Genomic DNA, 25,833 nt, shown 5'->3' with positions numbered 1-25,833 from the left:
CATCATGAAAAAGCTGCTTGCCGTTCTCGCTTTCGTATTGGCGCTCGCAGGTTGCGGCGGTGGCGGCGCGGGGGGCACGAGTGCCGTGGGTAGTCAGATTTCCAGCGCAACTCAGGCACCCAACACGGTCAGCGTGACCGTAGACCAGAAATTCAATCTTGTTAACGCACCCTACGTGACCGTGACCATCTGTGCACCCGGCACCAGCAACTGCGCGACGATTGACCATGTTGTGGTCGATACAGGTTCGGTGGGCTTGCGCCTCGTTCGCTCGGCGGTGCCGTCTTCGCTGGGTCTTGTCAACGTCAAGGACTCGGCGCAAGGCAACACCCTGGCTGAATGCGTTGAATTTGCTTCGGGAATCGCGTGGGGCCCGATTTCAACGGTCGACCTGAAGATTGCCGGCGAAACGGCTCCATCATTGCCGGTTCAGATTGTCGACGACTCGTTTGCGTCGATTCCCACCGATTGCGCAGAGGCGGGTCCCGATATGGCCGCGAAAGGCGCTTCATCGTTTGGAGGCAATGGCCTGATCGGCCTGGACGTGATTCGTCACGACTGTCAGACCTCGTGCCAATTTGCTGCTGCGTCAATCTACTACGATTGCGCCGGTTCGAATTGCACAGGCATCCCTGTGCCGCTTGCCGAGCAGGTGCCTAATCCGGTGACGAAGTTCGCGACGGATAACAACGGTGTGACGCTAAGCTTTCCGGCAGTCGGTCAAGGCGGCAAGAGTACGGTCTCGGGCACCATGACATTTGGTGTCAACACGCAGAGCAACAACGTCCTCCCCGCGAACGCGCAGTCGATAACAACCACACCGTTTGGCGAAGTGGCCGCCAGTTTCGACGGCCTGCCGATGCCAGGCGTGCTGGATTCGGGCTCGGGCGCGTATTTCTTCGTGGATCCGTCGATCAGTCAATGTCCGTCGAGTTTCTCGAATCAGCCGTGGTTCTGTCCGGCTGGCCCGGCAACGATTTCCGCGTCGCTGCAAAGCGAAAGCGGCGGCACACTCGGCGTTTCGTTCACCTTGTTCAATGCGGTTTCCGAGCTCGGTAACGGGTCGAACGCAGCACACGCGGGTATCGGTCAGAACGTAGGCCTGTTTGGAGAGGGTGAACTGGACATGGGTATGACGTACTTCTATGGCAAGACCATCACCTTCGGCATCCCGGACAGTGATCAGCCGTCGACAGGGACAGCGCCGTTTTACGCGATTCAGTCGTGATCCGTCACACCCCCGCAAAGGGGCGGTTCTCACCGTCACGTCGCCAAACAGCTGCGCGTACTATCACCCGGCCGCGCGGCATAAAACCTTGAGCATTGCATCCATCAGACGCTCGCCTGCATTTGCGGCGCCTGCGCTGCGCCACGCAACGTGTGCGTCCGGGCGCACGAGGATACAACCCGTTTCGTCGATCTCGCGAGCGCGCGCCCATTCGGCGTAAGGATCCTCGAACTGGCGGCCCGGACCAATCAAGACCCCTTCGATCGGCACACCTAGTCGGTCGCGAACCCGCTGCACCGCGGCGATCCACGGCTCACCGCCGATGCCTGTGAGCACGACAAAACGCGACTTGCCCGCTACGTCGAGCGTCGACACACGATACCCATCGCGAGTCAGCCACGCGTGCGGCAGGCGCGCACCGGGCCAGGTGGTCGGGTGATAGTAGAGCTCGCGATCGCGCTCCCAGGCCGGTTCGTCGGTCCCGTCGCTGACCACCGCGGCGGACCGATAGCGCTGATTCATCTCCACGCCATGCGTATCGAATTCGTGAGACTTGAACGCAATTGCGTGACGCAATTTCTCTCGCTGCGCGGCGGCGGCCTGTGTGTCAGTCCGACGGGCTGCCATACTGGCCTGCATCTTGTCGACGTCGGTGGTGTCGAGTAGCCCAAGCGCGTCGAAGATCGGCTCAAACTCGCGAATGCTCTGGTTTGCGCGCGTCACGATCTGCTTTGCGATCGGCGACCGCTCGGCATCGTAAGTGTCGAGCAGACGTGGATTCGCGAGGCCCTTCAGCACCGCCGCCAGCTTCCAGCTAAGGTTGTACGCATCCTGAATCGATGTATTGGAACCCAGGCCATTCGAAGGCGGATGACGGTGCACCGCATCGCCCATGCAGAACACGCGCCCGCAGGTGTTTCGCGTTGCATACATGTCGTTGACGCTCCACAGCGACGTAGAGCGAATCGTGACAGGCAGGTCTGCATCACCAACCAGGCGCCGTACGATCGCGGTTGCTGCCGCGTCGTCGATTACCGGCGGCGGCTGGTCGATATCGAAGCCCCACACGATCATCCACTGATGCCACGGGCGCACCATCCGTATCAGACCCATGCCGATGCCGCCGATATCCGAGCCAGGTTGCAGCACCCAATACAACAGGCTCGGCCGATGCGCGACATAGCGCGTCAGGTCGGCGTCGAACACGATGTTCATGCTGCCTGCGATGCCCATGCGCCCTTCCATCGGCAAGCCGATATCGTCGGCGACCTGACTACGGCCGCCGTCGGCGCCTATCAGATATTTGGCGCGAATCTCGTAGCGCATGCCGCTCAAGCGATCCTGCACGGTGGCAGTGACGCCATCGGCGTCTTGCACGAGCGACAGGTATTCGGTATCGAACCTCACGTGTGAGCCACGCGATGCGGCGTTGCCGAGCAGGATGGGTTCGAGCAGGTGCTGGGGAAGATCGCAGCAACTGGAAGGACTCGCGAGTGCGTGATCCGCGCGGCGTAGCGGATGCGTGCCCCAGGTCCGGATACGCCCGAGTTCCTCGCCCGCAAGGCTCGTGCAGAACACCGTGTCGCCCAGCAGTTCCTGAGGCGTAGCGAGCGCGATGGCTTCTTTTTCGATGCCAAGGTCGCGCAGTATTTCCATCGTGCGTTGATTGGTAAAGTGCGCGCGGGGCGTGTCCGCCAGCCAGCGATATTTCGTCACCACGATATTCGCAATGCCGTACGTGCTTAGCATGAGCGCGGCGGCAGATCCGGCAGGACCGCTTCCAACGATCAATACGTCGGTATGAATCATGCGTTGTGTTCCTTGAATGGGGTTGTCCTGCGTAATGGGCATCTCAAGACATGCTCGAGCTTTGTCTGCCTCGCCGGAAGGCACCGGCGAGGCGGAGGTATCGCGACGCGCGCGTCGCTGTTAGCGCGAGCAATGGATTTGCGTAGTGGGCTGCTGCTACGGGGATACGCGGCGATTCCGGTTCAGGACGAAGCAGCGTGGTCTTTCGGAGTTGCCCGTTGATGATCTACAGAGCGTGACCTTCGTGTTTTGCACAAACGAAATGCCCAATTGCATTGCCTGTTTGACGTAGTTGTTTCCGCATCGTAAAGGCCTCGTCGCGCACAAGCCGGACAACGTTCGTCATCCCGCGCAAGCCTTCGTGAGTTCAACCGATGCATTCGGAAAACTGTACATCTGCACGGATGTGCCGTTGTCGCTTACGGTTTGCAACTGACCCGGCAAGCCATGATGTTTGGGGAGTTTCAGGCGAGATTGGGATAGCCCGCGCGCCGCGCTTCGTCTTCCCTCTCGAGAATGGCTTGAAAAGCATTGTCAGGCGGCATTGCAAGGCCTTTCAGGCGCAGGCGTTCAGCAAGTAAAGGACGCGCGGCGATCACATCGCCAACCGCCGGTGCGAGACGGGAAAGCATATCGCGCTCCACGCTTCGCGATGCAATGAACGGCAGGGCGGGAGCCGCGCGCGTCAATGCGAGCACGCGCACGGACCCGATGAGGTCCGGCATGTAATCACCCGCGAATGCGAGCGTGACACAGTCGATTGACGCGATATCGGCTCGATTGCCGGACACTGCGCGCAACGAATCAAGATGCGAGCCGGTGCGGACGGACTGACTGAAAAACCGTCCACCCCGCGCTAGCGGCGCGACGGCGTGACGCAGCGCATTCATGCCGCTATGCGAGCTATCGTCGTTGTAGGCGACGATCTTTCCTCGATAGTCGTCGAGCGCTGATGCTCGGTCCGTCCGGCGAACCACGATCGCACTGGAATAGAAATACTCGTGGCACCCCGGTGCATCGAAAATCGGCACCCCGACCACATGAACATGTTCAGCCAGGCCGTGCGTCAGCGGGTAACCGCATGTCTGCGAGAGGAGTAGATCGGGACGTCGCCAGATAGCGTCCAGCTGTGTGGGCTCAGTCGAAGCGATATCCAGCTTGATGCGCTGGCCTCGTACCGCCACCCGCTCACCGACTTCCCGTGCCAATTCGCGCCACGCGTCGGCAAGCTCCGGACTGACGTTGTACATCGGGAAAACCGCGACCAGGTCCATCTTGATCCCATGCTCAATGGCAGAAGAACATGGTGTTGTACCGTTCCGGTCAGTGTCAAGGTGTGCCGACGCGATTTCGCTGCATCGGCGTCGTCGCTGCGCCGATCGGTAGATGCGCTGTTTTCGCCGCCGCCGATTCATCGGGGCCGCACCAACCAACGCCTCCTGAGTGTGCGACAAAGCGGACTGGTGTAAATGCAAAGCGTCGCCACCATTCCAGATAGCCGTGCACGACGTAACCGGCATTGCGCTGGTTATAAGCGGCCGCGTGCCGACGATAGACCACAGGAAGTGCAAACCACGGCACCGAAGGTAAGTCGTGATGCACGGCATGAAGATTGTTATTCAGGAAAAGCAGACGCCAGGCCAGAGACGGGTGATTGATCACGCTGCGGCGAGTCCGATCCGGATGATATCGATGCTCCTGGAACGAGCGAACCAACGTAATGGACAGCGCCGGATATCCGACGCCGCAGAGAAACAGCCATGCCGGGATGCCGCACTGCCGATCCAGCCAGATAACCAGGGCCGCTAGTGCAAGTCCATGCGCCGCCCATGCAGGGACGTCTTGCCGATCCTTGCGCGCGATGCGCCGGCAAGCGTCGTGTGCCGTCGACGCGAGCGTCAACGCCGGGCCGACCAGCACTCGCCCAGCGAAAGTCGCGCGCGCTATCCACAGCGCCCGAACGACCGATGGCGCCCGGTGCCAGTCACCGGTGCTGACGAAAAAGCTCTCGGGGTCGGCGTCCGGGTCGGTCAATGATGGGGCCGCGTGATGAGCGAGATGCGAGCGGCGATATACCCGATAAGGAAACCACACGGCAAGTGGCGCGAAGCCGAGCAATGCATTGAACGCCGGGTAGCGCGTCGGATGGCCATGCAGCAACTCATGTTGTAGCGATATATACCAGGCGCTCGCTACGCTCAGCAGCGGAATCGCGATGGGTAGCCCGATATGGCTCGCTTGTGTGGCGATGCCGAACCAGGCCGCATAGACCGTCGATATCAGCAGCCACGTTGGCCACTCGGTGCGCCAGGCCCATGAAGCTCTTTCTGCACATACTTGCTGACGCTGCGCTTCGTCGAGATAGACCGCGCCTGGCGCACGGTGCGGTGCAGTTGTCTGCAGATGGGCAGAATCGAAACTTTCCACAGTGGGTCCGCGTTCAGATGCAACGAGTGCTTACGATAAAGGCGGCTGCTCCGGTTGGTGAACCAATCAATTCTGCTTTGCATTTCTGGTAACGCGACTACCGGCATTGATCGATGTTCGTAGCACCCCGCAGGCACGCAACTTATCGAAGATGCATGTTACGGAATGGTATGAAGCAAGCCGTGCCTTGCGTCTTCGAACGCCGCTTCCACGCGACGCGATTTGACGGATCCAGCTTCCGCACATACAACACCAGTGTTGTCCTTCATCGCGCGAAATGAACCTGGTGCGGAGGTGTGGCCATGAATGAGTCGTCCGATTTCCGCAGTAAGAAGTTAGCGCTTGATCACGGAGGGGGCGATATGCCCGTGCAGGGCTTTGGCACGCTGATTCCCGACGCGGCAACGACTATCCGTGCCACCCAGGATGCACTCGAAGCCGGATATCGGCACATCGACTGTGCCGAGCGATATCGGAATGAGCACGAGGTGGGCGAAGCGTTACGAATTGGGCTGGCTGCTCAACGCATTGCGCGCGAAGACGTCTTTGTGACCACCAAGATGTGGAACAACAACCATCGGCCCGAGCGCGTCGAACCGGCTTTCGAGGCGAGTCGCAGCAGGCTCGCACTCGACTATCTCGATCTCTATCTCATTCACACGCCGTTTGCATTTAAACCAGGGGATGATCAGGACCCACGCGATGAAAGCGGCAATGTGATCTACGATGAAGGTGTGACGCTACTCGACACGTGGCGGGCGATGGAAGATCTCGTCGACCATGGCCGATGCCGCGCGATCGGACTCTCCGACATTCTGCTTAACGAGTTGCAGTTCCTCTATGAATCGGCGCGAATCAAGCCGGCGGTGGTGCAGGTCGAAGCCCATCCGTACCTTCCGGAAACGGAGCTCCTCGAATTCTGCAAAGAGAAAGGAATGGTGTTTCTGGCCTACGCGCCGCTCGGTCACGGGATCAGGCCGGGGCCGCTCGAGGACCCCGTCATTTCCCGGATTTCCGCGCGAACGGGTAAAACGCCAGCACAGGTACTCCTTGCGTGGGCGGTGCAGCGTGGCGGCGCTTTGCTGACGACCCCGAAGAGTGCGGCACGCGCGCGGGAAAATTTCGACATCTCATCTCTTCCAGAAGACGCGTTTGACGAGATCAATCGGATTGAGGTCAGGCAGAGGTTCAACCAGGTGGTCAATACCGGTAGCGGGGGCTTCCTGACGCAGCGTTAGCGATAGTGGAAATGGAGGCGATCCATGCAAGACGAAAGAATCCGTGAAGCCCTGAGCAGTCACTGGCGCGCCTCGGCAGCGGGCGATCTCGACCTGGAACACGAGATTTACGATAACGATGCGATCTGTGACTATCCTCAATCCGGTGAAAGAATCCGCGGGCCAAGCGACTTGAAAGCATTGCGCAGCCATCATCCGGATAGACCATCCGGTTTCGATGTCAGGAGAATGCACGGGGAAGGCAATCTTTGGGTCACCGAATACACGATCACCTACAAAGGGCGACCAACGTGCGTGGTAAGCATCATGGAGTTTCGAAACGGCAAGGTCATTCACGAGACCCAGTATTTTTCGGATCCCTTTGAAGCACCGGACTGGCGCAGACAGTGGGTTCAGCCATCGGCGTAATGGCCAGAAACGAACATCTGATGTCCCCGAACCGTCGTAGCTACAGCATCCGTGCACAACGATAAAACCTAAACTGGTTCTCATCAGCGGTGATCGTTTTCGTGATCCGCGGGGCAGCCTTCTATCACCTGACGCGGGTCCCTGGACTACTGGACATGGTCCGTTGCGCAGTCCGTTACGTCGCGCCCGACATCGAGTGGGCGCCGCGCGCACGGTACTGCGGCAGCGCCCGCATCCCCTCGAGGAGGGACGTATGAACGAAGCAAATCAAAGCGCCGCGCGTGTGCGCGGGTTAAGCCATTTCATCGACGGTCAACGCGCCGCGGGCACAAGCGACCGGTTCAACGACGTATACGATCCGGCGCAAGGGCGAATTACGGCGCGCGTGCCGGTTGCGAACGCGACCGACGTTGCCGCTGCGGTCGCCGCGGCGAAAGCTGCGTTTCCTGCGTGGAGCGAAACGCCGCCGCTAAAACGCGCGCGCTTGATGTTCAGGTTCAAGGAACTGCTCGACGCACACTCGGACGAACTGGCCGAACTCATTACCCGCGACCACGGTAAGCTATTCGCGGACGCGAAGGGAGAAGTGGTGCGCGGCATCGAGATCGTCGAATTCGCGTGCGGCATTCCCCATCTGCTCAAGACCGACTTCACCGATCAAAGCGCCAGCGGGTTGGATAGCTGGAACCTGCGCCAGCCCATCGGCGTGGCCGCGGGCGTCACGCCATTCAATTTCCCGATGGTGGTGCCGTGCTGGATGTTCGTGATGGCCGCCGCGACAGGCAATACGTTTGTACTCAAGCCGTCGGAGCGGACTCCATCAGCATCGATCCGGCTCGCCGAGCTGTTCATCGAGGCGGGTTTTCCTAGAGGCGTCTTCAATGTCGTGCACGGCGACAAAAACACGGTCGATGCACTGATCGAACACCCCGATGTCGCCGCGATATCCGTTGTCGGTTCGACGCCGGTTGCGGAGTACATCTATAGCGAAAGCGCGAAGCGCGGCAAGCGCGTGCAGGCGTTGGGCAGCGCGAAGAACCATCTCGTTGTCATGCCGGATGCGAATCTCGATCAAGCGGTCGATGCGCTGATCAACTCGGCATACGGCTCGGCCGGCGAGCGCTGCATGGCGACCTCGGTCGCGGTAGCGGTCGGGCGCATCGGCGACGAACTGATCGAGCGCCTTGCGCCGCGCGTGCGCGCGCTCAGGATTGGCAGCGGGTTGGAGCCCGATCTGGATATGGGGCCGCTCATCAGCGCCGCGCATCGAGCCAAAGTAACGGGTTATATCGAAGCGGGCGTCGCGGCGGGTGCGACGATGGTCGTCGATGGCCGTGGTTACACAGTACGCGGTCATGAAGAGGGTTTCTTTCTCGGCGGCTCGCTGTTTGACCATGTAAAGCCCGATATGACCATCTATCGGGAAGAGATCTTTGGGCCGGTGCTGTCCGTTGTCCGCGTACCTGATCTCGCAAGCGCTATCGCGCTCGCGAATGCACACGAGTTGGGGAACTGTGTATCGCTGTTCACTTCGGATGGGGGCACGGCACGCACATTTACACGGCACATTCAGGCAGGCATGGTGGGCATCAACGTGCCGAGTCCCGTGCCGTCGGCATGGCATTCGTTTGGAGGATGGAAGCGGTCTCTGTTCGGCGATCATCATGCGTACGGGGAGGAAGCCGTGCGGTTTTATACGCGCTATAAGAGCGTAATGCAGCGCTGGCCCGATAGCGCCGACAACAGCGCAGGCTTTGCGATGCCTGCGGCGGCGTAAATTTCTGATCGACGCGTTTTACAGGTTTTGTGGAAGATCGGCCGATGGCTAGCTCAGGAAAACAGCGGCATTTGCGCGTTCCATCGCAAGCCATCGTGCCTTCACATCGCAATGCAGACGTGCAAGCACGCGCGTGCGCGGCTCGATCTGGAACGCCTACATTCGCGCACTTTCTAACGCATCGCGCGAGCGCGCCAATTCATATCCACTCGGCTCCTTCCATGCGTCGCGTAGCATCTGGATGAACACGATGCAGTTTTCCGACCGATGTCCGTCCGGGTACGCGCCAGCTTCACACAGCGCGATGATCTCCTCGCGCAGCCGGAGATCTCGCACGTCCTGCGCCAGATGCAAGACCATCTCCGGGTCCGGCCGGCAGCTATCGTTCCAGTTCAGACAGGGCGTCGACATCAGTTCCTCGCACAACTCCCGCATGATGCCGAGCAGCTGTCCGCGGTTGATATGTAACCGTTGTTCGATTCCACATCTGTCCAGTGCCTGCAGTTCCTCAAATCCGACGTGTCCGTCACATAGCAGACAGGCGGCGATGATACGGGCCGCGGTTTCCGGACTGTCACTTCGATAATGGCGCATCGCAAACCTCCATCTCTGTCGATACCTTCAACAGCAAACAAGTGGGGAAGGTGCCGGCGAACATCAGCGTCGCCGGCCCGGCGATGCACGCTAACTGTCGTGTCAACCCGATGCCCGTACAGCACTGCGGTATCGCTGCAATGGATGCTAGGCGCGAGGTATTAGCCGAAAATGAGAGGGCTGACGCGTTCGCGAGATAGAGTGCGAGTGAAGCGAATACGTCAGCTGATTGGCGAGAACGGCGCGAGGCTAAGGGCAGGCACACATTCCCCACCGCTGTCAGCTGTGGCAGACTAAGACTCGCAACGGTCTGGCCGATAGGCACTTCTTGCCCGACAGCGGCAACCGGCTTAACGACGGAGGCCCTGATTGGACTCCTCTCTGCGGTTCGGCGCGACTGGCGACGCCGGTTCTCAGGTGTTATGGGAAGACGGCGAGCGCACACTCTGCCGACGATGGCGCCCCATCGCCGACGGCCGGCAGAGCGCCGTGCTGACCGTGGAGCCTACCGCCGAGCATCCGACTCCCGCCAGCCTCGATCGTCTGGTTCACGAATACGCGCTCAAAGACCAACTCGACAGCACCTGGGCGGTGCGGCCGCTCGAAGTCGTCCATGAAGGCGGTCGAACGCTGCTATTGCTCGAGGACCCTGGCGGCGCGCCGCTGGGCCGCCTGCTCGGCGCGCCGATGGGCGTGGGCCGCTTTCTGCGTCTTGCGATCAGCATCGCCGCCGCCCTCGGCAAAGCGCACCAATGCGGGCTGGTTCACAAGGACCTCAAGCCAGCGCACATCCTCGTGAATTCCGAGCAGGAAAAAGCATGGCTGACCGGCTTTGGTATCGCGTCGCGTATGCCGCGGGAGCGGCAAGCGCCCGAGCCTCCCGAAACCATCGCCGGCACGCTCGCGTACATGGCTCCGGAACAGACCGGCCGCATGAATCGCTCGATCGACGCACGCAGCGATCTCTACGCACTCGGCGTCACGCTCTACCAGATGCTCACCGGCCATTTGCCCTTCTATGGCGCCGACCCGATCGAATGGGTGCACTGCCATATCGCTCGCAAACCGGTGCCGCCCAGCGAACGGCTGGAGCATGTCCCCGCTTCGGTTTCCGCGATCGTCATGAAGCTGCTGGCCAAGACCGCCGAGGAGCGCTACCAGACCGCGGGTGGCCTCGAGCGTGATTTGCGGCGCTGCCTGCACGAGTGGGCAACGCAAGGCGACATCGAAGACTTCGCGCCCGGCCAACAGGACACGCCCGATCGGCTGCTGATTCCTGAAAAACTCTACGGGCGTGCGCGGGAAGTCGAGACCTTGCTGGCTTCGTTCGATCGCATCGTCACAAACGGTGCGCCGGAACTCGTGCTCGTCTCCGGCTATGCCGGCATCGGCAAGTCCTCGGTCGTCAACGAACTCCATAAGGTCCTGGTGCCGCCACGCGGGATTTTCGCTGCGGGCAAGTTCGATCAATACAAGCGGGACATCCCCTATTCGACGCTCGCTCAGGCATTTCAGGGCCTTGTCCGGCCGCTGCTCGGAAAGAGCGATGCGGAACTTGCCGGCTGGCGCGACGCGTTTCTGCAGGCGCTTGGGCCCAACGGTCGGCTGATCGTCGATGTCGTTCCCGAACTGAAGCTCATCATTGGCGAGCAGCCGCCGGTCCCCGAGCTTTCGCCACAGGATGCGCAAAGGCGCTTTCAACTGGTGTTGCGCAGCTTTATCGGGGTGCTGGCCCGGCCCGAGCATCCGCTGGCGCTGTTTCTCGACGACCTGCAATGGCTCGACGCGGCGACGCTCGATCTGCTCGAGGACTTGCTAAGCAGCGCCGATCTACGGCATCTGATGCTGATCGGCGCGTATCGCGACAACGAAGTCGCAGCCGGGCATCCGCTGATGCGCACGCTGGAAGCGATCAGGGCCGCCGGCGGGAAGGTTGAAAACATTGTGCTCGCGCCGCTTGCCGAAGAGCATCTCGCGCAACTGATCGCCGACGCGCTGCGCTGCGAGCCCGCTCGCGCGGCGCCGCTCGCACAACTGGTGCATGCCAAAACCGGCGGCAATCCTTTTTTCGCGAATCAGTTCCTGTCATCGCTGGCCGACACAGGGCTGCTCGCTTTCGATCACGACACCGCGTGCTGGCATTGGGATCTCGCGCGCATTCACGCGAAGGGCTACACCGATAATGTCGTGGACCTGATGGTCGCGAAGCTGAACCGGCTGCCGTTCGAAACGCAGACCGCTCTGCAGGAACTTGCCTGTCTCGGCAACACCGCCGAAACGACGACACTCGCGATCGTGCTTGGCATGTCGGAGGCGCAAGTCCACGAGACGCTCAGACCCGCCGGCCGCCACGAAATGGTCGAACGCCTCGCGGGAACCTGCCGGTTCGTCCATGATCGCGTTCAGGAAGCCGCGTATTCGCTGATCGAGGAAGAGCGGCGCGGCGAAATGCATCTTCGGATCGGCCGGGTGCTTGCGCAACAGACCCCTGCGGAGAAGCGCGAAGAGGTGATCTTCGAGATCGTCAACCACCTGAATCGCGCGATCCCGCTGATCGACTCGCAAGCGGAGCGCGAACGGCTCGCCGAATTCAACCTGATCGCCGGGCGGCGCGCGAAGGCTTCCACCGCCTATGCTTCAGCACTCAAGTATCTTGTGACGGGCTCGACCCTGTTGGGTCATACAGGCTGGGAGCAATGCCGGGAACTGGTCTGCGCGCTGGAACTGAACCGCGCCGAATGCGAGTTTCTGACCGGCGCGCTGGCCGAAGCGGACGCGCGCCTGACCGCACTGTCGGCTCGTGTGGCGACGATGGCCGAACGCGCGTCGGTGGCGAGCTTGCGGGTGGAGTTGTACTTGACCATCGATCGAAGCGGCCATGCGGTCGCCGTCGGTCTCGATTATTTGCGGCATCTTGGCGTCGAGTGGTCGCCGCATCCGACCGAAGCCGAAGCGCGCGGTGAATACGAGCGCATCTGGGCGACCCTCGGCAACCGCCCGATCGAAACACTCGTCGAGTTGCCTTTGATGAGCGATCCAGCATCCCTCGTCACCTGCGATGTGCTGGTCAAACTCGCGGTGCCCGCGTTGTACACGAATGCCAATCTGTTTTGCCTGATCACCTGCCGGCTGGTGAATCTCAGCCTCGAAGGCGGCAATTCCGATGGGTCCTGCTGCGCGTATGAATGGCTGGGCGGCATGATCGCCGGCCACCGTTTCGGTGACTATCAAACTGGCTTCCGATTCGGCCGGCTCGGCTACGACCTCGTCGAACAGCGTGGGCTGGAGCGTTTCAAGGCGAGAATTTACGTCGGTTTCGGAAATGTCGTTCTGCCGTGGACGCGACATATCCGCACGGGCCGCGAGCTCGTGCGTCGTGCGTTCGAGGCCGGTAAACAAAGTGGCGACCTCACTTTCGCCGCGCATTGCTGCAGTCATCTGAACACGAACCTGCTTGCCGCCGGCGATCCGCTCGCCGACGTTCAATGTGAAGCGGAGCGCGGTCTCGCGTTCGCGCAGAAGATGCGATTCGGACTGGCGATCGACCGCCTCGGCACGCAGCTCTCGCTGATCCGGACACTCCGAGGACTGACGCCGGTCTTCGGCCGTTTCGACGATACTCAGTTTGACGAACGATTGATCGAGCGGCGCTTCGCGGCTAATCCGGATCTGGCGCTTGCCGAGTGCTGGTATTGGGTCCGCAAGTTGCAAGCGCGTTACCTTGCTGGCGACTACGCAGCGGCAACCGAGGCCGCGTTCAACGCGCAACGGCTGCTTTGGACATCGCCATCGCATTTCGAAACAGCGGAATATCACTTCTACAGCGCGCTCAGTCACGCCGCGTCCTGCGATGTTCTCGCAGCTGAACGCGAGCGGCACCTCAACGCTCTGGTTATGCACCACCGGCAACTCGAGATATGGGCGGCGAATTGCCCGGACAACTTCGAGAATCGCGCCGCGCTGGTTGCCGCGGAGATCGCACGCGTGGACGGACGAGAGCTCGACGCCGAACGTCTGTACGAGCAGGCGATCCGCTCGGCGCGCGACAATGGCTTCGTTCACCACGAAGCACTAGCCAACGAACTGGCTGCGCGTTTTTATGCGGCACGTGGCTTCGAGACCATTTCCATCGCGTATCTACGCAATGCTCGATATTGCTATGTTTGCTGGGGCGCCAACGCGAAGGTCAGGCAGCTCGACGAGTCACAGCCCCGACTCAAGGACGAACTGCCGGCCGTCGGGCCCACCAGCACGATCGGAGCGCCGGTCGAACACCTTGACCTCGCGACGGTGATCAAGGTGTCACAAGCGGTCTCCGGCGAGATCATCCTCGAAAAGCTGATCGATATGCTGATGCGCACCGCGATGACCCAGGCAGGGGCGGAGCGAAGCCTGTTGCTGTTTCAGCGCGGGGACGCGCTGTGGATCGACGCGGAAGCCACCACGCGCGGCGACGCGGTCGTCGTGCATTTGCGCGGCCAGCCGCTGGACGCCGCCGCGTTGCCCGAGCCGGTTCTCCAGTATGTGCTGCGTACCCACGAGAGCGTCATTGTCGGCGATGCGTCGGCCGACGCCGCGCTGGCAGCCGATCGCTACATTCTCGAGCATCACGCCCGCTCCATTCTGTGCATCCCGCTGCTCAACCAGGCGAAGCTCGTCGGGGTGCTTTACCTCGAAAACAACCTGGCGGCGCACGTTTTTGCGCCCGCGCGGGTCGCGGTGTTGAAGCTGCTCGCTTCACAGGCGGCAATTGCACTGGAAAACAGCCGGTTGTATCAGGAGGCCGCGGAACGTGACAGGAAAATCCGGCGCCTGGTTGACGCGAACATTATCGGTATCTTCGTCTGGCGGCTTGAGGGCGGGACACCGGAATTCAGTGACGCCGCGGTCTATGACGTAAACGACGCATTTCTGCGAATGATGGGATACGAGCGGGAAGATTTTGCGCCAGGTCGCGTACGCCGTTCGAATCTGACGCCACCGGAATGGCGTGACCGAACAGCGCAAGCGAATGCCGAGCTGATAGCGACAGGAACGATTCAGCCGTACGAGAAAGAGTATTTGCGCAAGGACGGTAGTCGCGTCCCGGTGCTGGTCGGAATCAGTGCCTTCGAAAGCGGCAAGGAGGGCGTCGGATTCGTGCTCGATCTGACCGAGCGCAAGCAGGCCGAAGCGAAGGCGCGCGAGAGCGAGCAGCGCTACCGCGAAGTGCAGGCTGAACTGGCACACGCGAACCGTGCGACGACAATGGGGCAGCTCACCGCGTCGATTGCCCACGAAATCAAGCAGCCGATCGCGGCAACCGCCGCCAACGCCGCAGCTGCGATCCACTGGCTCCGGGCGCAACCGCCTAACATGACGGAAGCGATGCAAGCGCTCGATCGCATTGTGAGTGACTCGATGCGAGCCGGCGACATCATCGGACGGATTCGCGACCTCATCAAGAAAGCGCCTCCGCGCAAGGACACGGTGGACGTCAACGAAGCCGTGCGCGAGGTCATCGAACTCACGCTTGCGGAAGCGACGAAGCACGGCGTATCGGTGAAGGCTGTGCTCGCGGACGGTTTGCCGTCGGTTAGCGCAGACCGCGTGCAGGTACAACAGGTGATCCTCAATCTGATCGTCAACGCTATCGAAGCGATGAGCGCAACCAGCGACGGGGCGCGTGATTTGCTGATCAGTACCGCAGCGGTGCTATCGAACGGTGTATTGATTCGTGTGTCGGATTCCGGCCCAGGGCTTCCTCCGGATGGAAGCGAACGCGTCTTCGAGCCGTTCTACACGACGAAGGTCGGTGGCTTGGGCATGGGCTTGTCGATCTGCCGTTCGATCGTCGACGCTCATGGAGGAAGGCTGTCCGCGAAGCCGAATACGCCGCGCGGCGCGGTATTCGAGTTTTCATTGTCCACGCACTCGCCTACGCTGTTCGGGCTTGACGCAGAATGACACATGGCCATTCGCGCTTTCGGCTACCCGGATAAAGCGTCGCTTTGCTAAAGAAATTGTCTTGCATGCCGTTATCCCGACGGCATCGCACCGGCTGCATTGAATCGAGCGTTCGCCCTCGAATTGCGTCTGCGCGTGCATCCGATTGCGTTAGACAATGAGGACAAAGATGAAAAAAGTAGTATGGGCTGGATTGCTGACGCTGTGTCTCGCAGCGTGCAATAAAGCCGCACCGTCAGGCACGATGACCGGGACGTACGGCTATGACGATCACGGTACAGTGACGCCGCTGCTAAAGGTCGAATCGCAAGGTAACAGCTATGCGGTGTCCGAGTACGCACAAGGGAAGTGGTCGCCCGTCGCTTCCACCATCAAGCCATTTACGAAGGAAGATCTCGAGCAGATCACGAAGCATAAGATCGACGTGCCTGTCGATGGATTGGAGACAAACGGCTTTGCATTGGTCCACGTACCCAACGGATGGACCGATGGATCGTTCGCAACGAAGACGGGCTATTTTGTTTTAATGATGTATGGGCCGATTGACGTGCAGAAGATGTAGACGCAAAAGGCCGCGCATTGCTGATTCATGTGCCAGAAATCTCGCAGCGCATGTTGACGCTCGATTTGCGAGCACTCGAACAGGCAAGCCTCGTGCGGCGGACGGTATTCGCCGAGGTGCCGGTAAAAGTCGAGTATCAGCTCACTCAAGACGGTGAGCGGCTGAGGCCTGTCGTCGAGGTCATGCGCGAGTTCGGACTTTGGCTTAAGAGCCGTCCACAGTGTGAACCGGACGCACCGCAGCCGGCGACGGTCAAAGCAATGCACGCAGTGCCTTCTTCACTCGATGACTGAATGATGTAAGGCCCGCGCAAATGAGCCACAATGATCAAACCCACGGGTGCCTGCGCCGCAGGTGTGAAGGTGCGCATCACTCGCCAGCGTACGGTCGGAAGAATCGCCCGACACAGTGATGCGGACATAGCAGCCGGAGTAACGCCCGGTCGCCCGTGGCATTCGGCGCCACGCGTCGCATGCAGCCGCTAGTCGTCGACGGTATGAATCACCGGCGGTAACAACGCGCCGGATGCCGGCTTGGGTGACGAAGCCGCTGCCCACGGCGCCGCCGGCAAGCCTGTCGGCGTGTCGTTGCCGCCCATCGTGGACTGACTGGTTCCCGAACCCTGCGCAGTTGCGTCCGAAGCCGCGTTATCCGACGACGCACTGCTGCCGTCGCCGCATGCAGCTACCCACAAACAGGCCAGCAGCACTGCAGGCCCGCGCCAGTTAAACGATAGATGCCGCAGAATCTTCTCCTTGCCCTGACAGCCGGATCGCTCACCCGCATCCACCGATGCGTGCCACGATCCGAACCTGTTCATTCCATTTGTATCGCGTCTTCGCGGTCGGCCGCATCCTGACGATGCGGCCGACCGCTGCCTCCCCCAGCGCCTACAGCATCAACTACCGAGCGCCGGATCCGACATGCTTTCACGGCCCGTTTCGACGTGCCCCGCGATACGCCACAGCGCGTTCGCATCGATGTCGACCGTGATCGTCAGGTCGTACCAGCCGTCCGACTTCTGCAGATTGACCATCACCGTGCTGGAGTCGTCGCCGCGCACGCGCAGGTTGCCGTCGATATGCGAATCGTAGGCGCTGACGGCCTTGAACGTGCAAGGTTTATTGCTACCGTTCTTTAGCTTCAGTTGCAGGTTGCCGTTCGCGACGTCGAAGCCATCGGCGATTTCCATCATCACGCCGTGCTTGCCGCCCGTCGAGTCGACCACGCCGACGAAGCGGCGCAGATAGCCGTTCGGCCCGAACACCGAGAAGTCGAACTTGCCGCCCGGCGCGAGCATCAGCTTGTCCGCGAGGTCCTTGCCCTTCTCGACCGTATAGCTGCGCGGCAGGTCCGTCGGGTTGCCCGAGTACACGAGGAAGTTCGCGCCCGCATGACCGGTGTTGGTGATATGCAGCTGGAAGCCCGTGCCGTCGGCGGTCGCATGGCCGCGCACGAAAAACTCGTACGGCAGTGCGCGCGCGGGACGCTGGCCCGGTTCCTGTTTCGGCATCACCTGCGTGCCCGGCACCGCCGGCACGACGCTCGGATGACGGTTCTTGTCAGCCGGGAACGACGTAGCGGGCAGGTTCGGAAAGCCGCGATTCGGATTCTTGAAGTTGAACATCGACGTCAGGTCGCCGGCCACCGTACGGCGCCACGGCGTGATGTTCGTCTCGTTCAGGTTGCCGTTGCGGCCGAAGCGCTTCTCGATGAAGCGGATCACCGACGTGTGGTCGAACACTTCCGAGCACACGTAGCCGCCCTTCGACCACGGCGAGATCGCAATCATCGGCACGCGCGGTCCCATACCGTACGGGCCCGGCTGGTTGCCGCTGTTGCCGGCGAAGAACTCATTGACCGTCGATACGGTGGACATGCCGGTATCCGGCGTCGACGATGCATACGGCGGCGCAATATGGTCGAACAGACCGTCGTTCTCGTCATACATCAGCAGCAGCACGGTCTTGCTCCACACTTCCGGATTCGACGTCAGTGCCTGCAGCACCTGGTCGACGTACCACGCACCATAGCTCGGCGGCCAGTTGCCGTGCTCGGAGAACGCTTCCGGCGCGGTGATGTACGACACTTGCGGCAACGTGTTGTTCTTGACGTCATTGAGCAGGATGTCGAAGTAGTTGCCGCTGTTGATTACCTGCGTGCCGGTGCGTGCCCCCTGGAACAGCGGGCTGCCCGGTTGCGCGTTCTGGTATTGCTTGAAGAACAGCAGCGACGTATCGCCGAAGTTGCCGATGAACGGGTTCTGATCGTCGCCCCAGCCGGTCGACGGATTGAGGCCCGAGCCCATGTCCTGGTAGACCTTCCACGAAATGCCCGCTGCCTGGAGCTTCTCCGGGAACGTGCTCCACGAATAGCCGGCTTCCGCGTTGTCGATCACCGGGCCGCCGCCACTGCCATCATTGCCGACCCAGCCGGTCCACATGTAGTAGCGATTCGGGTCGGTCGGCGTCATCGCGGAGCAGTGGTACGCGTCGGCAATCGTAAACGCGTCGGCGAGCGCGTACTGGAACGGGATGTCCGCGCGCGTCATGTAGAACATCGACGTCGTGCCCTTGGCCGGCACCCACTGGTCATAACGGCCCTGGTTCCACGCGGCGTGCGTGCCAGACCAGCTGTGGTCCAGGTCCTGCACGAACTGCGAGCCCAGGTTCGGCAGGTTCGGGCGGAACGGCAGCAGGTAACCGTCGGGCGTTGAAGCAGGCTGAAAAAACACCGGCTTGCCGCTTGGCAGCGGAATTGTGCGCGTATCGCCGAAACCGCGCACGCCGCGCAACGAGCCGAAGTAGTTGTCGAATGAACGGTTCTCCTGCATGAACACGACGATGTGCTCAACGTCCTCGATCGTGCCCGTGGCGTTGTTCGCGGGAATCGCCAATGCTTTCTGAATTCCGAGGGGCACCGTTCCGAGTGCAGTCGCTGCGCCAGCTGCTTGAGCAGCAGCGCGCAAGAAATCGCGTCGGCTATTTGAAGTCATCTTGTGTGTAAGCATCCAAAGGGAGGGTAGGTACGACATGAAACGCTGCCCTGCATTTGCATTACACTCAGGGCACGTTTCGCGCGTGCTTAGACGAACTGCTTAACTGCTCAGGTCGACGCACGAGAAATCATCCGCAAGCGTGGTCGAAAAAAATGACTGTCCGATGGCAATTTCAATTTCGATAAAAAATCATCGGAACGTATAGCGTCCCGCCGTGCATGACGTTGCGGTTGACGGAGTCCGTATCGCAAGTGCTTGTGTCGCTTGGGTTTACTTCGGAGGCAAAGATGCATCGAAAATTTTTTCGATGAATGTCGAGCATCGAAGCAACGGGTTGGACACGCTTGAGGCGGCACACATCGTGGTGCGGGACTTTCCCTGGTGCACGCTTAGCAACGATGCTGCTATTCGCGCGCGCGACGTTTACCCACGAGGCTATGACGCGCTCGTGCGGTGTTTGGGTCGGCAAGTGGTGGAGAACAGCGAAGGAAATCGTAATCTCGTAGATCGGCGCATCGCTCGACTGGATATTTCGGAATGCTGCGCAGCGTGTGCTGCACGACCATGGTGCGTTCAGGGTCAAGTTAGCCGCAACATGATTGATGGGATAGAAAGGATTTAGCAAGGCAGCGTCTGTCGCGATGGCTCCTCGTCGTTGGGAAAAATCGATTTTTTTGCGCCGCAACTTCGCCCAATGTCGATTCTGGCTTCGATCCATCGTCGTAGCAGTGTGTCCAATCTCCATTGAAAGGAAGCACACCATGACTACCGGAACCGTCCGTCTGCACCGCGTGTTGCGCGCGCCCCCCGAACGCGTTTATCGCGCTTTTCTCGAACCCGACGCCATGGCAAAGTGGCTACCGCCGTACGGCTTTACCTGTCAGGTGCACCACCTGGACGCCCGCGTCGGTGGCACGCACAAGATGTCTTTCCGTAACTTCAGCACCGGAAACAGTCACTCGTTCGGCGGCGAATACATCGAACTGGTGCCGTTCGAGAAGATCCGGTACTCGGACAGCTTCGACGACCCAAATCTGCCCGGTCAGATGCACGTTACCGTGTCATTGCGACAGGTGTCCTGCGGAACGGAACTCACCGTTGTGCAGGAGGGCATACCCGAAGTCATTCCTGTGGAGATGTGCTATCTCGGCTGGCAGGAATCGCTGCTTCAGCTGGCGCGATTGGTCGAGCCTGATATCCCTGAGTGATGGCAAGTGCGATAGACCGCGGTGGCGAGCGCGTGCGTTCGCCTACATGCGCGTCACGATGTCGCTGAAGTTGCAAGGGGCCATGCCGCCATTAGCGCGATGGCCCCAACTACCAAATAACTGCTGTTTATCAGGGCGCGGTCGAGCGGAAACTGTCATGCGCGACAACACGGTCCCACCAGGGTCCAACGCCAGGCAAGGCCAGGATTTCATCACTATGCGGTGTAAGCGCCACATAGTTCACGATTGGCGCCAGATAAAGATCGGCAATGCTCAACGCGTCACCCGCGAGATACGGCGATTCGCCTTTGATGCGCATCAACTCGTTCAGAACGACGCGACTTTTTTCGAGCGCAGCCTTAAGCGCGTCGTCGTTCTGGCCACCAATGAAATCCGGAAACAGGTAGTAACCGGCGACACTCACTAGTGGACCATAACCATACGAATCGACGATGCTGGTCACCATGTCCATGCGCGCTCGATCCTTCGGCGTTGCAGGGGTCAACGACGGGCCGGGCAACACGGTGTCGAGATAACGCATGATCGCCGACGTCTCCATGATCCGGAATCCGTCCACGTCAACCACCGGCACCTTGCCGAACGGGTGCCGCACTAAATGCTCGCTTTCACGCGGCTCGCCCTTCAGTACATTGACAGGAACCTGCTCGTAATCCGTGAAGCCTTTCTCCGCCAAAAGCATCCGCACGGTCCGGACATAGGTTGATCCGCTGAAACCCCAAAGCTTGAGCTTGATGGTCATCTTGCTTCCCAAGTGAATGCCACCCAATGAAGGGCGGCTGGTGTGTACAAAACACCGCACTTGCGTGGCTTTCTTATGCGATCAACGCGCGCGTGTCGGCGATGCGTAAACGCTGGTCGAACAGACCACGCTCGTTGCGAGTCGCTCGATAGTACACGGTCGTTTGGGAATGTGCCGAGCTCTTTAGCCAACCTGAACTATGGGTCGATCATCGGCCGTATCGCGCGCTTTACTATGACGGGGATGATCGGAAATGGTCATTCACCTGGAAGAGGGCGGAACCTTAGGGAAGCGAAAGACAGCAACACTTTCATTGTCTTACAGCGCTTTGCGCGTCTTCGGCCAAACCCGCCGCCCCCGGGAGAAGCCGCTACTCCTTAGCCACCCTGGCACGGTACATACGCGCGCTGATAGCTGTCATAGCAAGCGGCCGCCGGCGGTTGTGTATAAACCGGTTGCCCATACGCCGGTTGCTGATAGACCGGCTGCGCGTACGTAGGCTGCGCATTCGCAACCGACGTGACGAGCGCACCTAGCAACGCGCCGCCGATGAGGGCCCCCACTACCGCGCCGCCATTGCCACCACCGTGACCGTGGCCATGCCCCCATCCCCCGCGTCCATGCGCCGATGCCTGCTGTGCCACCGACAAGCTGCCAATCAACAACAAGACGAGTGCTGCGCGTTTCATGAGAATCTCCCTTTCCCGTTTGACGGGTTCATGGAGATCATCTTAAGCAAGCGTCCAAGAAATAACTGATGCAGTTGGTAACTGCACATTTCAAAATTTACAAAGCTGCATTTAGGCCTGCAGGGAACGCCACACGGACTTTCTCGATGCGTCGCCGTTTCTTTGCCGATGTAAGCGTGACTCTGGCGTTCGCGATATGCTTCCTCACTGGTATGCCACTACATCGGATGGAGCGTGTTCGCACGACGCTTGCATGAAAAAGATCGGTTTTCTCTCGTTCGGCCACTGGGCCAATTCCCCGCACTCGCAAACACGCTCGGCCTCTGATGCGTTGCTGCAATCGATTGATCTCGCGGTCGCCGCCGAGGAACTCGGCGCGGATGGCGCCTATTTTCGCGTTCATCATTTCGCTCGACAGCTCGCGTCGCCGTTCCCGCTTCTCGCAGCCGTCGGCGCGAAAACCAGCAGGATTGAAATCGGCACCGCTGTTATCGACATGCGCTACGAAAACCCGCTCTACATCGCAGAGGATGCCGGCGCCGCCGACCTGATCGCGGGCGGACGACTGCAGCTTGGCATTAGTCGCGGCTCCGGCGAACAGGTGATCGACGGCTGGCGCTACTTTGGTTACGCACCCGCTGAAGGCGAGACCCATACGGATCTGGCGCGGCACCACACGGAGGTGTTTTACGAGGTGCTGCGCGGCGAGGGTTTTGCTCAACCGAATCCGCGCCCGATGTTTGCGAATCCGCCGGGGCTGCTTCGGGTCGAGCCTCACTCCGAGGGTCTTCGCGACCGGATCTGGTGGGGTTCCGGTTCCGATGCGACCGCGGTCTGGGCCGCAAAAATGGGCATGAACCTGCAGTGCTCGACGCTAAAGAACGATGAGTCGGGCCGCCCTCTTCACGTCCAGCAAGCGGAGCAGATTCGAGCTTATCGCGACGCATGGAAGAAAGCCGGCCACAAACGGGAACCGCGAGTGTCCGTGAGCCGAAGCATTTTCGCGCTGATGAACGATCTCGACCGGATGTATTTTGGGCGTGAAAGACAGAGCGACGACACCATTGGCATGCTGGACGACAATATCCGCGCGATTTTTGGCCGCACTTACGCGGCGGAGCCTGATGTCCTCGTCGCGCAACTTGCGAAGGACGACGCCATCGCAGAGGCTGATACGTTACTTCTGACCGTGCCGAATCAATTGGGCGTCGAGTACTGCGCTCACGTTATCGGGTCAATCTTGACCCACGTCGCGCCTGCACTTGGCTGGCGTTAGCACGCGATCCGCGTCGCGCGGTGCAACGCGAATATCAGTCAGATACGCTTTGCTTCCCGAATGCTCTTGAGAAACGCGCGCGTTCTATCGCGCGTCGGATCGCCAAAAATCTGTTCCGGCGGCCCTTCTTCATAGACGGCGCCGTCGCACAAAAAACAGACCTTCGACGAAACCTCGCGTGCGAAGCCCATTTCATGGGTCGCGAGCAGCATCGTCATACCCTCGCTCGCGAGATCGCGCACGATGCTCAGCACTTCGGAAACCAACTCGGGGTCCAGTGCGGACGTGATTTCATCGAGCAACAGCACCATCGGATCCATCGCCAACGCGCGCACGATCGCCACGCGCTGCTGCTGTCCGCCGGACAACCGATCCGGATATTCCTTCGCCTTGTGCGCAAGGCCTACGCGCTTGAGAAGCGTCATCGCGCGTTCCTCTGCTTCGTCTTTCTTCTGCTTCAGAACGCGAATCGGCGCGAGCGTCACATTGTCGAGAACGCTCATATGCGGAAACAGGTTATAGCCCTGAAACACGATGCCGATGTCCCGACGCAATGCATCCACGTCGACGCCGGGGCCGGTGATACGGTCTCCATGAACCAGTATCTCACCGTCATCGATCAACTCGAGGCCGTTGATGCAACGCAGTAGCGTCGACTTTCCCGACCCCGACGGCCCGATCAGGCACACGACGTCATGCTCGTCGACCGTCATCGCGAGGCGCTTGATCACCGGCACCTCACCGTACGATTTCGAAATGTCGCGAATGTCGATAAACGGCATGGAGTCTCCCTCAGGCTTCGCCCGCGCGCATACGCGCGCGATCGCGCCGCATCATCCGCTCGACAAATCGCGTCTGCGGAATCGATACGATGACGAACAGCAACGCCACTGTGCTGACAGCGGAAAGATTGTAGTAATTCGACGCAATCAACATCGACTGATTGAATGAATCGATCACGCCGACGACCGACACCAGCGCTGTATCTTTCTGCAACGAGATAAAAGAATTGAGCAGCGGCGGAATGATCTGCCGGACCCCTTGCGGAACGATCACGAAACGCAACGTCTGAAAATGCGACAACCCGAGCGAACGCGCGGCGGCGGTCTGGCTCCAGTGAATGCTCAGAATGCCGGCGCGGTAAATCTCCGCGACGTACGCGCCGACGGTCAACGTCAACGCGACGATGACGAACACCGTCAGCGAAAGACTTTTCAGCACGGGGATACCGGTCAACGGAATGCCGAAGCCGACCAGATAGATCACCAGCACCGCAGGTACCGCACGAAAAATATCCACATACGCGGTCGCGATAAGACGCACCGGTTTGCCGGCGATACCTGGCGCGAACATCGCAAGCGCAACGATCAACCCCCAGATCAACACCAGGACTTCCGTGATAACGGATATCTTGACGTTCATCCAGAACGCAGCAAGTACGAGTGGAAACGTCTTCACCATCAGGGGCACCAGGAAGAACGTCTTGGCGACCGCCTGATGGTTGACCAGAAAGAACTGGAAGACGAGGATCACGACCAGCTGCGCCAATGCATATCCCAACGCGATATAGCACTGGTCCCGAGCTCCCGAGCGCGCGCCGCGTGCTTCCGCGAGATCCCGTCGCGCAGCCGCATCGCGAATACGGCCGCATGCTTTAAGCGCGCGAATCACCGGCAACACGATCACCACTGAGAGCACCGCGAGCAGCATCGCAGCTGCATTGACCCACGCGCCTTCGAAATGCGCTTCCAGGAAAGAGGCTCGCATGACAGCAACCGTGTACCAGCTTCCCAGCACGACCACCGCTACCGCGAGGATCGATGCGACCAGGAGCGATGTGGGCGCACACGGCATGCCACCTATCCTCAGGCGACGCCCATTGCCCGTGCGGCTCGGCATCACGTCGCTTGACTGTCGCGTTGCATTGCTCATGATTCAGGCTCGTTGGGTTGAGTGCCGGGTTGATGGCCGGGTTGATGGCCGGATTGCTCGCTTAAGGGTTTAGCACCGGCACTTTGGTAGGATCCGCACCGAGCTCCGGCGTCAAATACCTGGTGCTCAGTTTCTCCAGCGTGCCGTCTTTTTTCATGCTTTCGATCAGCTGGTTGAATGCCGCCAGATTCGGCGAATCCTTGTTGACCAGTCCGCCCCACGTTTCGCCCGTATCGAAGCGGCCTACCACTTCCAACTGGCCATTGGAGTTCTTCGCGCGCAAAAGTACGTTCGGCGTATCGTAGATCACCGCGTCGACTTGTCCCGCAGCCAGCGCGGTGTACATCGACGGCGGATCGTTGAACACCTTCGGTTGCTCGGTCGGTTTGACCTTTTCGACGATGTAGTCGTAAGCCGTGGTGCCACGCTCAACCGCATAGCGAAGACCGCCGAGATTCTTCTTGTCGACCTTGGTGCCGGCCTTGACCAGAATCCCCTGATCGGAGTTGAAATAAGGCACGGTGAAATTCACGACCTGCTTGCGCGGCTCGGTGATTGTGATCTCGCTTAGCGCGATATCGAACCCCTCCGATTTGCCGGTCAGAATCTGCTGGAACGACCGGCTCACCAGAACCACGCGATCGAGGCCCGCGCGATACGCCATATTGGCGGCCATGCAGTATTCGAAGCCGTCCTTGATCGTGTCCGGAGAATCGCCATTCCACCAGCCCGGCACACCGAGCACCGGCCGCACCGACAGCGCGCCGGGAACAACGGTCGTCAATTTGACCGAGCCCTTTTGTCCGGATACTTCGCATTTGCCAAAGTCCTGCGCGGCGAATGCACTCACGGTGACGGCGCTCAACGCGACGCAGACCGCCGCCCGACAAAGCCACGTTGCACGTTTTTGCGCCAGACGCCTATTGCTTTGCATCACGTTATTCTCCTCAATTATGGGTTGTTGCATCTTCAACGATCGGC

The 25,833-nt window shown here is 60.3% G+C and carries 20 protein-coding genes and 1 pseudogene; 9 read left to right on the top strand and 12 right to left on the bottom strand.

What is annotated here, in order from left to right:
- Positions 1–4 precede the first annotated feature (4 nt).
- A complete protein-coding gene (locus BX592_RS08160; RefSeq protein ID WP_134191158.1) occupies positions 5–1,228 on the top strand; it encodes a DUF3443 family protein in 1,224 nt (407 codons plus the stop codon).
- 63 nt (positions 1,229–1,291) lie between these two features.
- On the opposite strand, the gene BX592_RS08155 is transcribed toward BX592_RS08160, so the two are convergent.
- The 3 genes from BX592_RS08155 to BX592_RS08145 all read right to left on the bottom strand — a co-directional run bounded on the left by BX592_RS08155 (position 1,292) and on the right by BX592_RS08145 (position 5,464).
- Complete coding sequence (locus tag BX592_RS08155; protein ID WP_134191157.1) at positions 1,292–3,037, bottom strand: FAD-dependent oxidoreductase; 1,746 nt, start codon at positions 3,035–3,037, stop codon at positions 1,292–1,294.
- 464 nt (positions 3,038–3,501) lie between these two features.
- Positions 3,502–4,311 carry a phosphate/phosphite/phosphonate ABC transporter substrate-binding protein gene (locus tag BX592_RS08150; RefSeq protein ID WP_134191156.1) on the bottom strand — a complete coding sequence of 270 codons (810 nt, stop codon included), beginning with the start codon at positions 4,309–4,311 and terminating at the stop codon, positions 3,502–3,504.
- 55 nt (positions 4,312–4,366) lie between these two features.
- Positions 4,367–5,464 carry a fatty acid desaturase gene (locus BX592_RS08145; RefSeq protein ID WP_243849388.1) on the bottom strand — a complete coding sequence of 366 codons (1,098 nt, stop codon included), beginning with the start codon at positions 5,462–5,464 and terminating at the stop codon, positions 4,367–4,369.
- A 302-nt stretch (positions 5,465–5,766) separates the two neighbouring features.
- Between BX592_RS08145 and BX592_RS08140 the strand changes: the two genes are divergently transcribed.
- The 3 genes from BX592_RS08140 to BX592_RS08130 all read left to right on the top strand — a co-directional run bounded on the left by BX592_RS08140 (position 5,767) and on the right by BX592_RS08130 (position 8,887).
- On the top strand, positions 5,767–6,702 hold the full coding sequence (locus tag BX592_RS08140; RefSeq protein ID WP_134191155.1) for an aldo/keto reductase: 936 nt from the start codon (positions 5,767–5,769) through the stop codon (positions 6,700–6,702).
- Between the two features lie 24 nt (positions 6,703–6,726).
- Complete coding sequence (locus BX592_RS08135; RefSeq protein ID WP_134191154.1) at positions 6,727–7,110, top strand: nuclear transport factor 2 family protein; 384 nt, start codon at positions 6,727–6,729, stop codon at positions 7,108–7,110.
- A gap of 253 nt (positions 7,111–7,363) precedes the next feature.
- The gene (locus BX592_RS08130) at positions 7,364–8,887 is read left to right on the top strand and encodes a CoA-acylating methylmalonate-semialdehyde dehydrogenase (RefSeq protein ID WP_134191153.1); all 1,524 of its coding nucleotides are present in this window, start codon (positions 7,364–7,366) and stop codon (positions 8,885–8,887) included.
- A gap of 156 nt (positions 8,888–9,043) precedes the next feature.
- Here the strand turns inward: BX592_RS08130 and BX592_RS08125 are convergent, their stop codons facing one another.
- On the bottom strand, positions 9,044–9,481 hold the full coding sequence (locus tag BX592_RS08125; RefSeq protein ID WP_134191152.1) for a TerB family tellurite resistance protein: 438 nt from the start codon (positions 9,479–9,481) through the stop codon (positions 9,044–9,046).
- Between the two features lie 369 nt (positions 9,482–9,850).
- Between BX592_RS08125 and BX592_RS08120 the strand changes: the two genes are divergently transcribed.
- The 3 genes and pseudogenes from BX592_RS08120 to BX592_RS08110 all read left to right on the top strand — a co-directional run.
- On the top strand, positions 9,851–15,427 hold the full coding sequence (locus BX592_RS08120) for a trifunctional serine/threonine-protein kinase/ATP-binding protein/sensor histidine kinase (RefSeq protein WP_243849387.1): 5,577 nt from the start codon (positions 9,851–9,853) through the stop codon (positions 15,425–15,427).
- A 169-nt stretch (positions 15,428–15,596) separates the two neighbouring features.
- Positions 15,597–15,989, top strand: a complete 393-nt coding sequence (locus tag BX592_RS08115) for a hypothetical protein (RefSeq protein WP_134191151.1) — start codon at positions 15,597–15,599, stop codon at positions 15,987–15,989.
- A gap of 29 nt (positions 15,990–16,018) precedes the next feature.
- A pseudogene (locus BX592_RS08110) lies at positions 16,019–16,282 on the top strand (winged helix-turn-helix transcriptional regulator); the annotation flags it as partial.
- Between the two features lie 188 nt (positions 16,283–16,470).
- Here the strand turns inward: BX592_RS08110 and BX592_RS08105 are convergent.
- The 3 genes from BX592_RS08105 to BX592_RS08095 all read right to left on the bottom strand — a co-directional run bounded on the left by BX592_RS08105 (position 16,471) and on the right by BX592_RS08095 (position 19,705).
- Positions 16,471–16,809 carry a hypothetical protein gene (locus BX592_RS08105; RefSeq protein ID WP_134191150.1) on the bottom strand — a complete coding sequence of 113 codons (339 nt, stop codon included), beginning with the start codon at positions 16,807–16,809 and terminating at the stop codon, positions 16,471–16,473.
- Between the two features lie 78 nt (positions 16,810–16,887).
- Complete coding sequence (locus BX592_RS08100; RefSeq protein WP_134191149.1) at positions 16,888–18,984, bottom strand: phosphocholine-specific phospholipase C; 2,097 nt, start codon at positions 18,982–18,984, stop codon at positions 16,888–16,890.
- 175 nt (positions 18,985–19,159) lie between these two features.
- The gene (locus BX592_RS08095) at positions 19,160–19,705 is read right to left on the bottom strand and encodes a hypothetical protein (RefSeq protein ID WP_134191148.1); all 546 of its coding nucleotides are present in this window, start codon (positions 19,703–19,705) and stop codon (positions 19,160–19,162) included.
- A 43-nt stretch (positions 19,706–19,748) separates the two neighbouring features.
- On the opposite strand from BX592_RS08095, the gene BX592_RS08090 reads away from it, so the two are divergent.
- Complete coding sequence (locus BX592_RS08090) at positions 19,749–20,195, top strand: SRPBCC family protein (RefSeq protein WP_134191147.1); 447 nt, start codon at positions 19,749–19,751, stop codon at positions 20,193–20,195.
- Between the two features lie 130 nt (positions 20,196–20,325).
- On the opposite strand, the gene BX592_RS08085 is transcribed toward BX592_RS08090, so the two are convergent.
- Positions 20,326–20,955, bottom strand: coding sequence for a glutathione S-transferase family protein (locus BX592_RS08085; protein WP_208327869.1), 630 nt, complete (start codon positions 20,953–20,955; stop codon positions 20,326–20,328).
- 377 nt (positions 20,956–21,332) lie between these two features.
- Positions 21,333–21,644, bottom strand: a complete 312-nt coding sequence (locus BX592_RS08080; RefSeq protein WP_134191146.1) for a hypothetical protein — start codon at positions 21,642–21,644, stop codon at positions 21,333–21,335.
- Between the two features lie 253 nt (positions 21,645–21,897).
- Here BX592_RS08080 and BX592_RS08075 point away from each other — a divergent pair, with 253 nt between their 5' ends.
- On the top strand, positions 21,898–22,920 hold the full coding sequence (locus BX592_RS08075; protein WP_134191145.1) for an LLM class flavin-dependent oxidoreductase: 1,023 nt from the start codon (positions 21,898–21,900) through the stop codon (positions 22,918–22,920).
- A gap of 38 nt (positions 22,921–22,958) precedes the next feature.
- On the opposite strand, the gene BX592_RS08070 is transcribed toward BX592_RS08075, so the two are convergent.
- From BX592_RS08070 to BX592_RS08060, 3 genes are all read right to left on the bottom strand, one after another.
- Positions 22,959–23,702 carry an amino acid ABC transporter ATP-binding protein gene (locus BX592_RS08070; RefSeq protein WP_134191144.1) on the bottom strand — a complete coding sequence of 248 codons (744 nt, stop codon included), beginning with the start codon at positions 23,700–23,702 and terminating at the stop codon, positions 22,959–22,961.
- A 10-nt stretch (positions 23,703–23,712) separates the two neighbouring features.
- On the bottom strand, positions 23,713–24,852 hold the full coding sequence (locus BX592_RS08065) for an amino acid ABC transporter permease (protein WP_134191143.1): 1,140 nt from the start codon (positions 24,850–24,852) through the stop codon (positions 23,713–23,715).
- Positions 24,853–24,913: 61 nt separating this feature from the next.
- Positions 24,914–25,786, bottom strand: coding sequence for an ABC transporter substrate-binding protein (locus tag BX592_RS08060; protein WP_134191142.1), 873 nt, complete (start codon positions 25,784–25,786; stop codon positions 24,914–24,916).
- Positions 25,787–25,833: the final 47 nt, after the last annotated feature.

It is taken from the genome of Paraburkholderia rhizosphaerae, from assembly GCF_004366595.1.
Lineage (GTDB): Bacteria > Pseudomonadota > Gammaproteobacteria > Burkholderiales > Burkholderiaceae > Paraburkholderia > Paraburkholderia rhizosphaerae.
The sequence above is the reverse complement of the archived record's forward strand: the minus strand, read 5'-3'. Positions and strand labels throughout refer to the sequence as shown.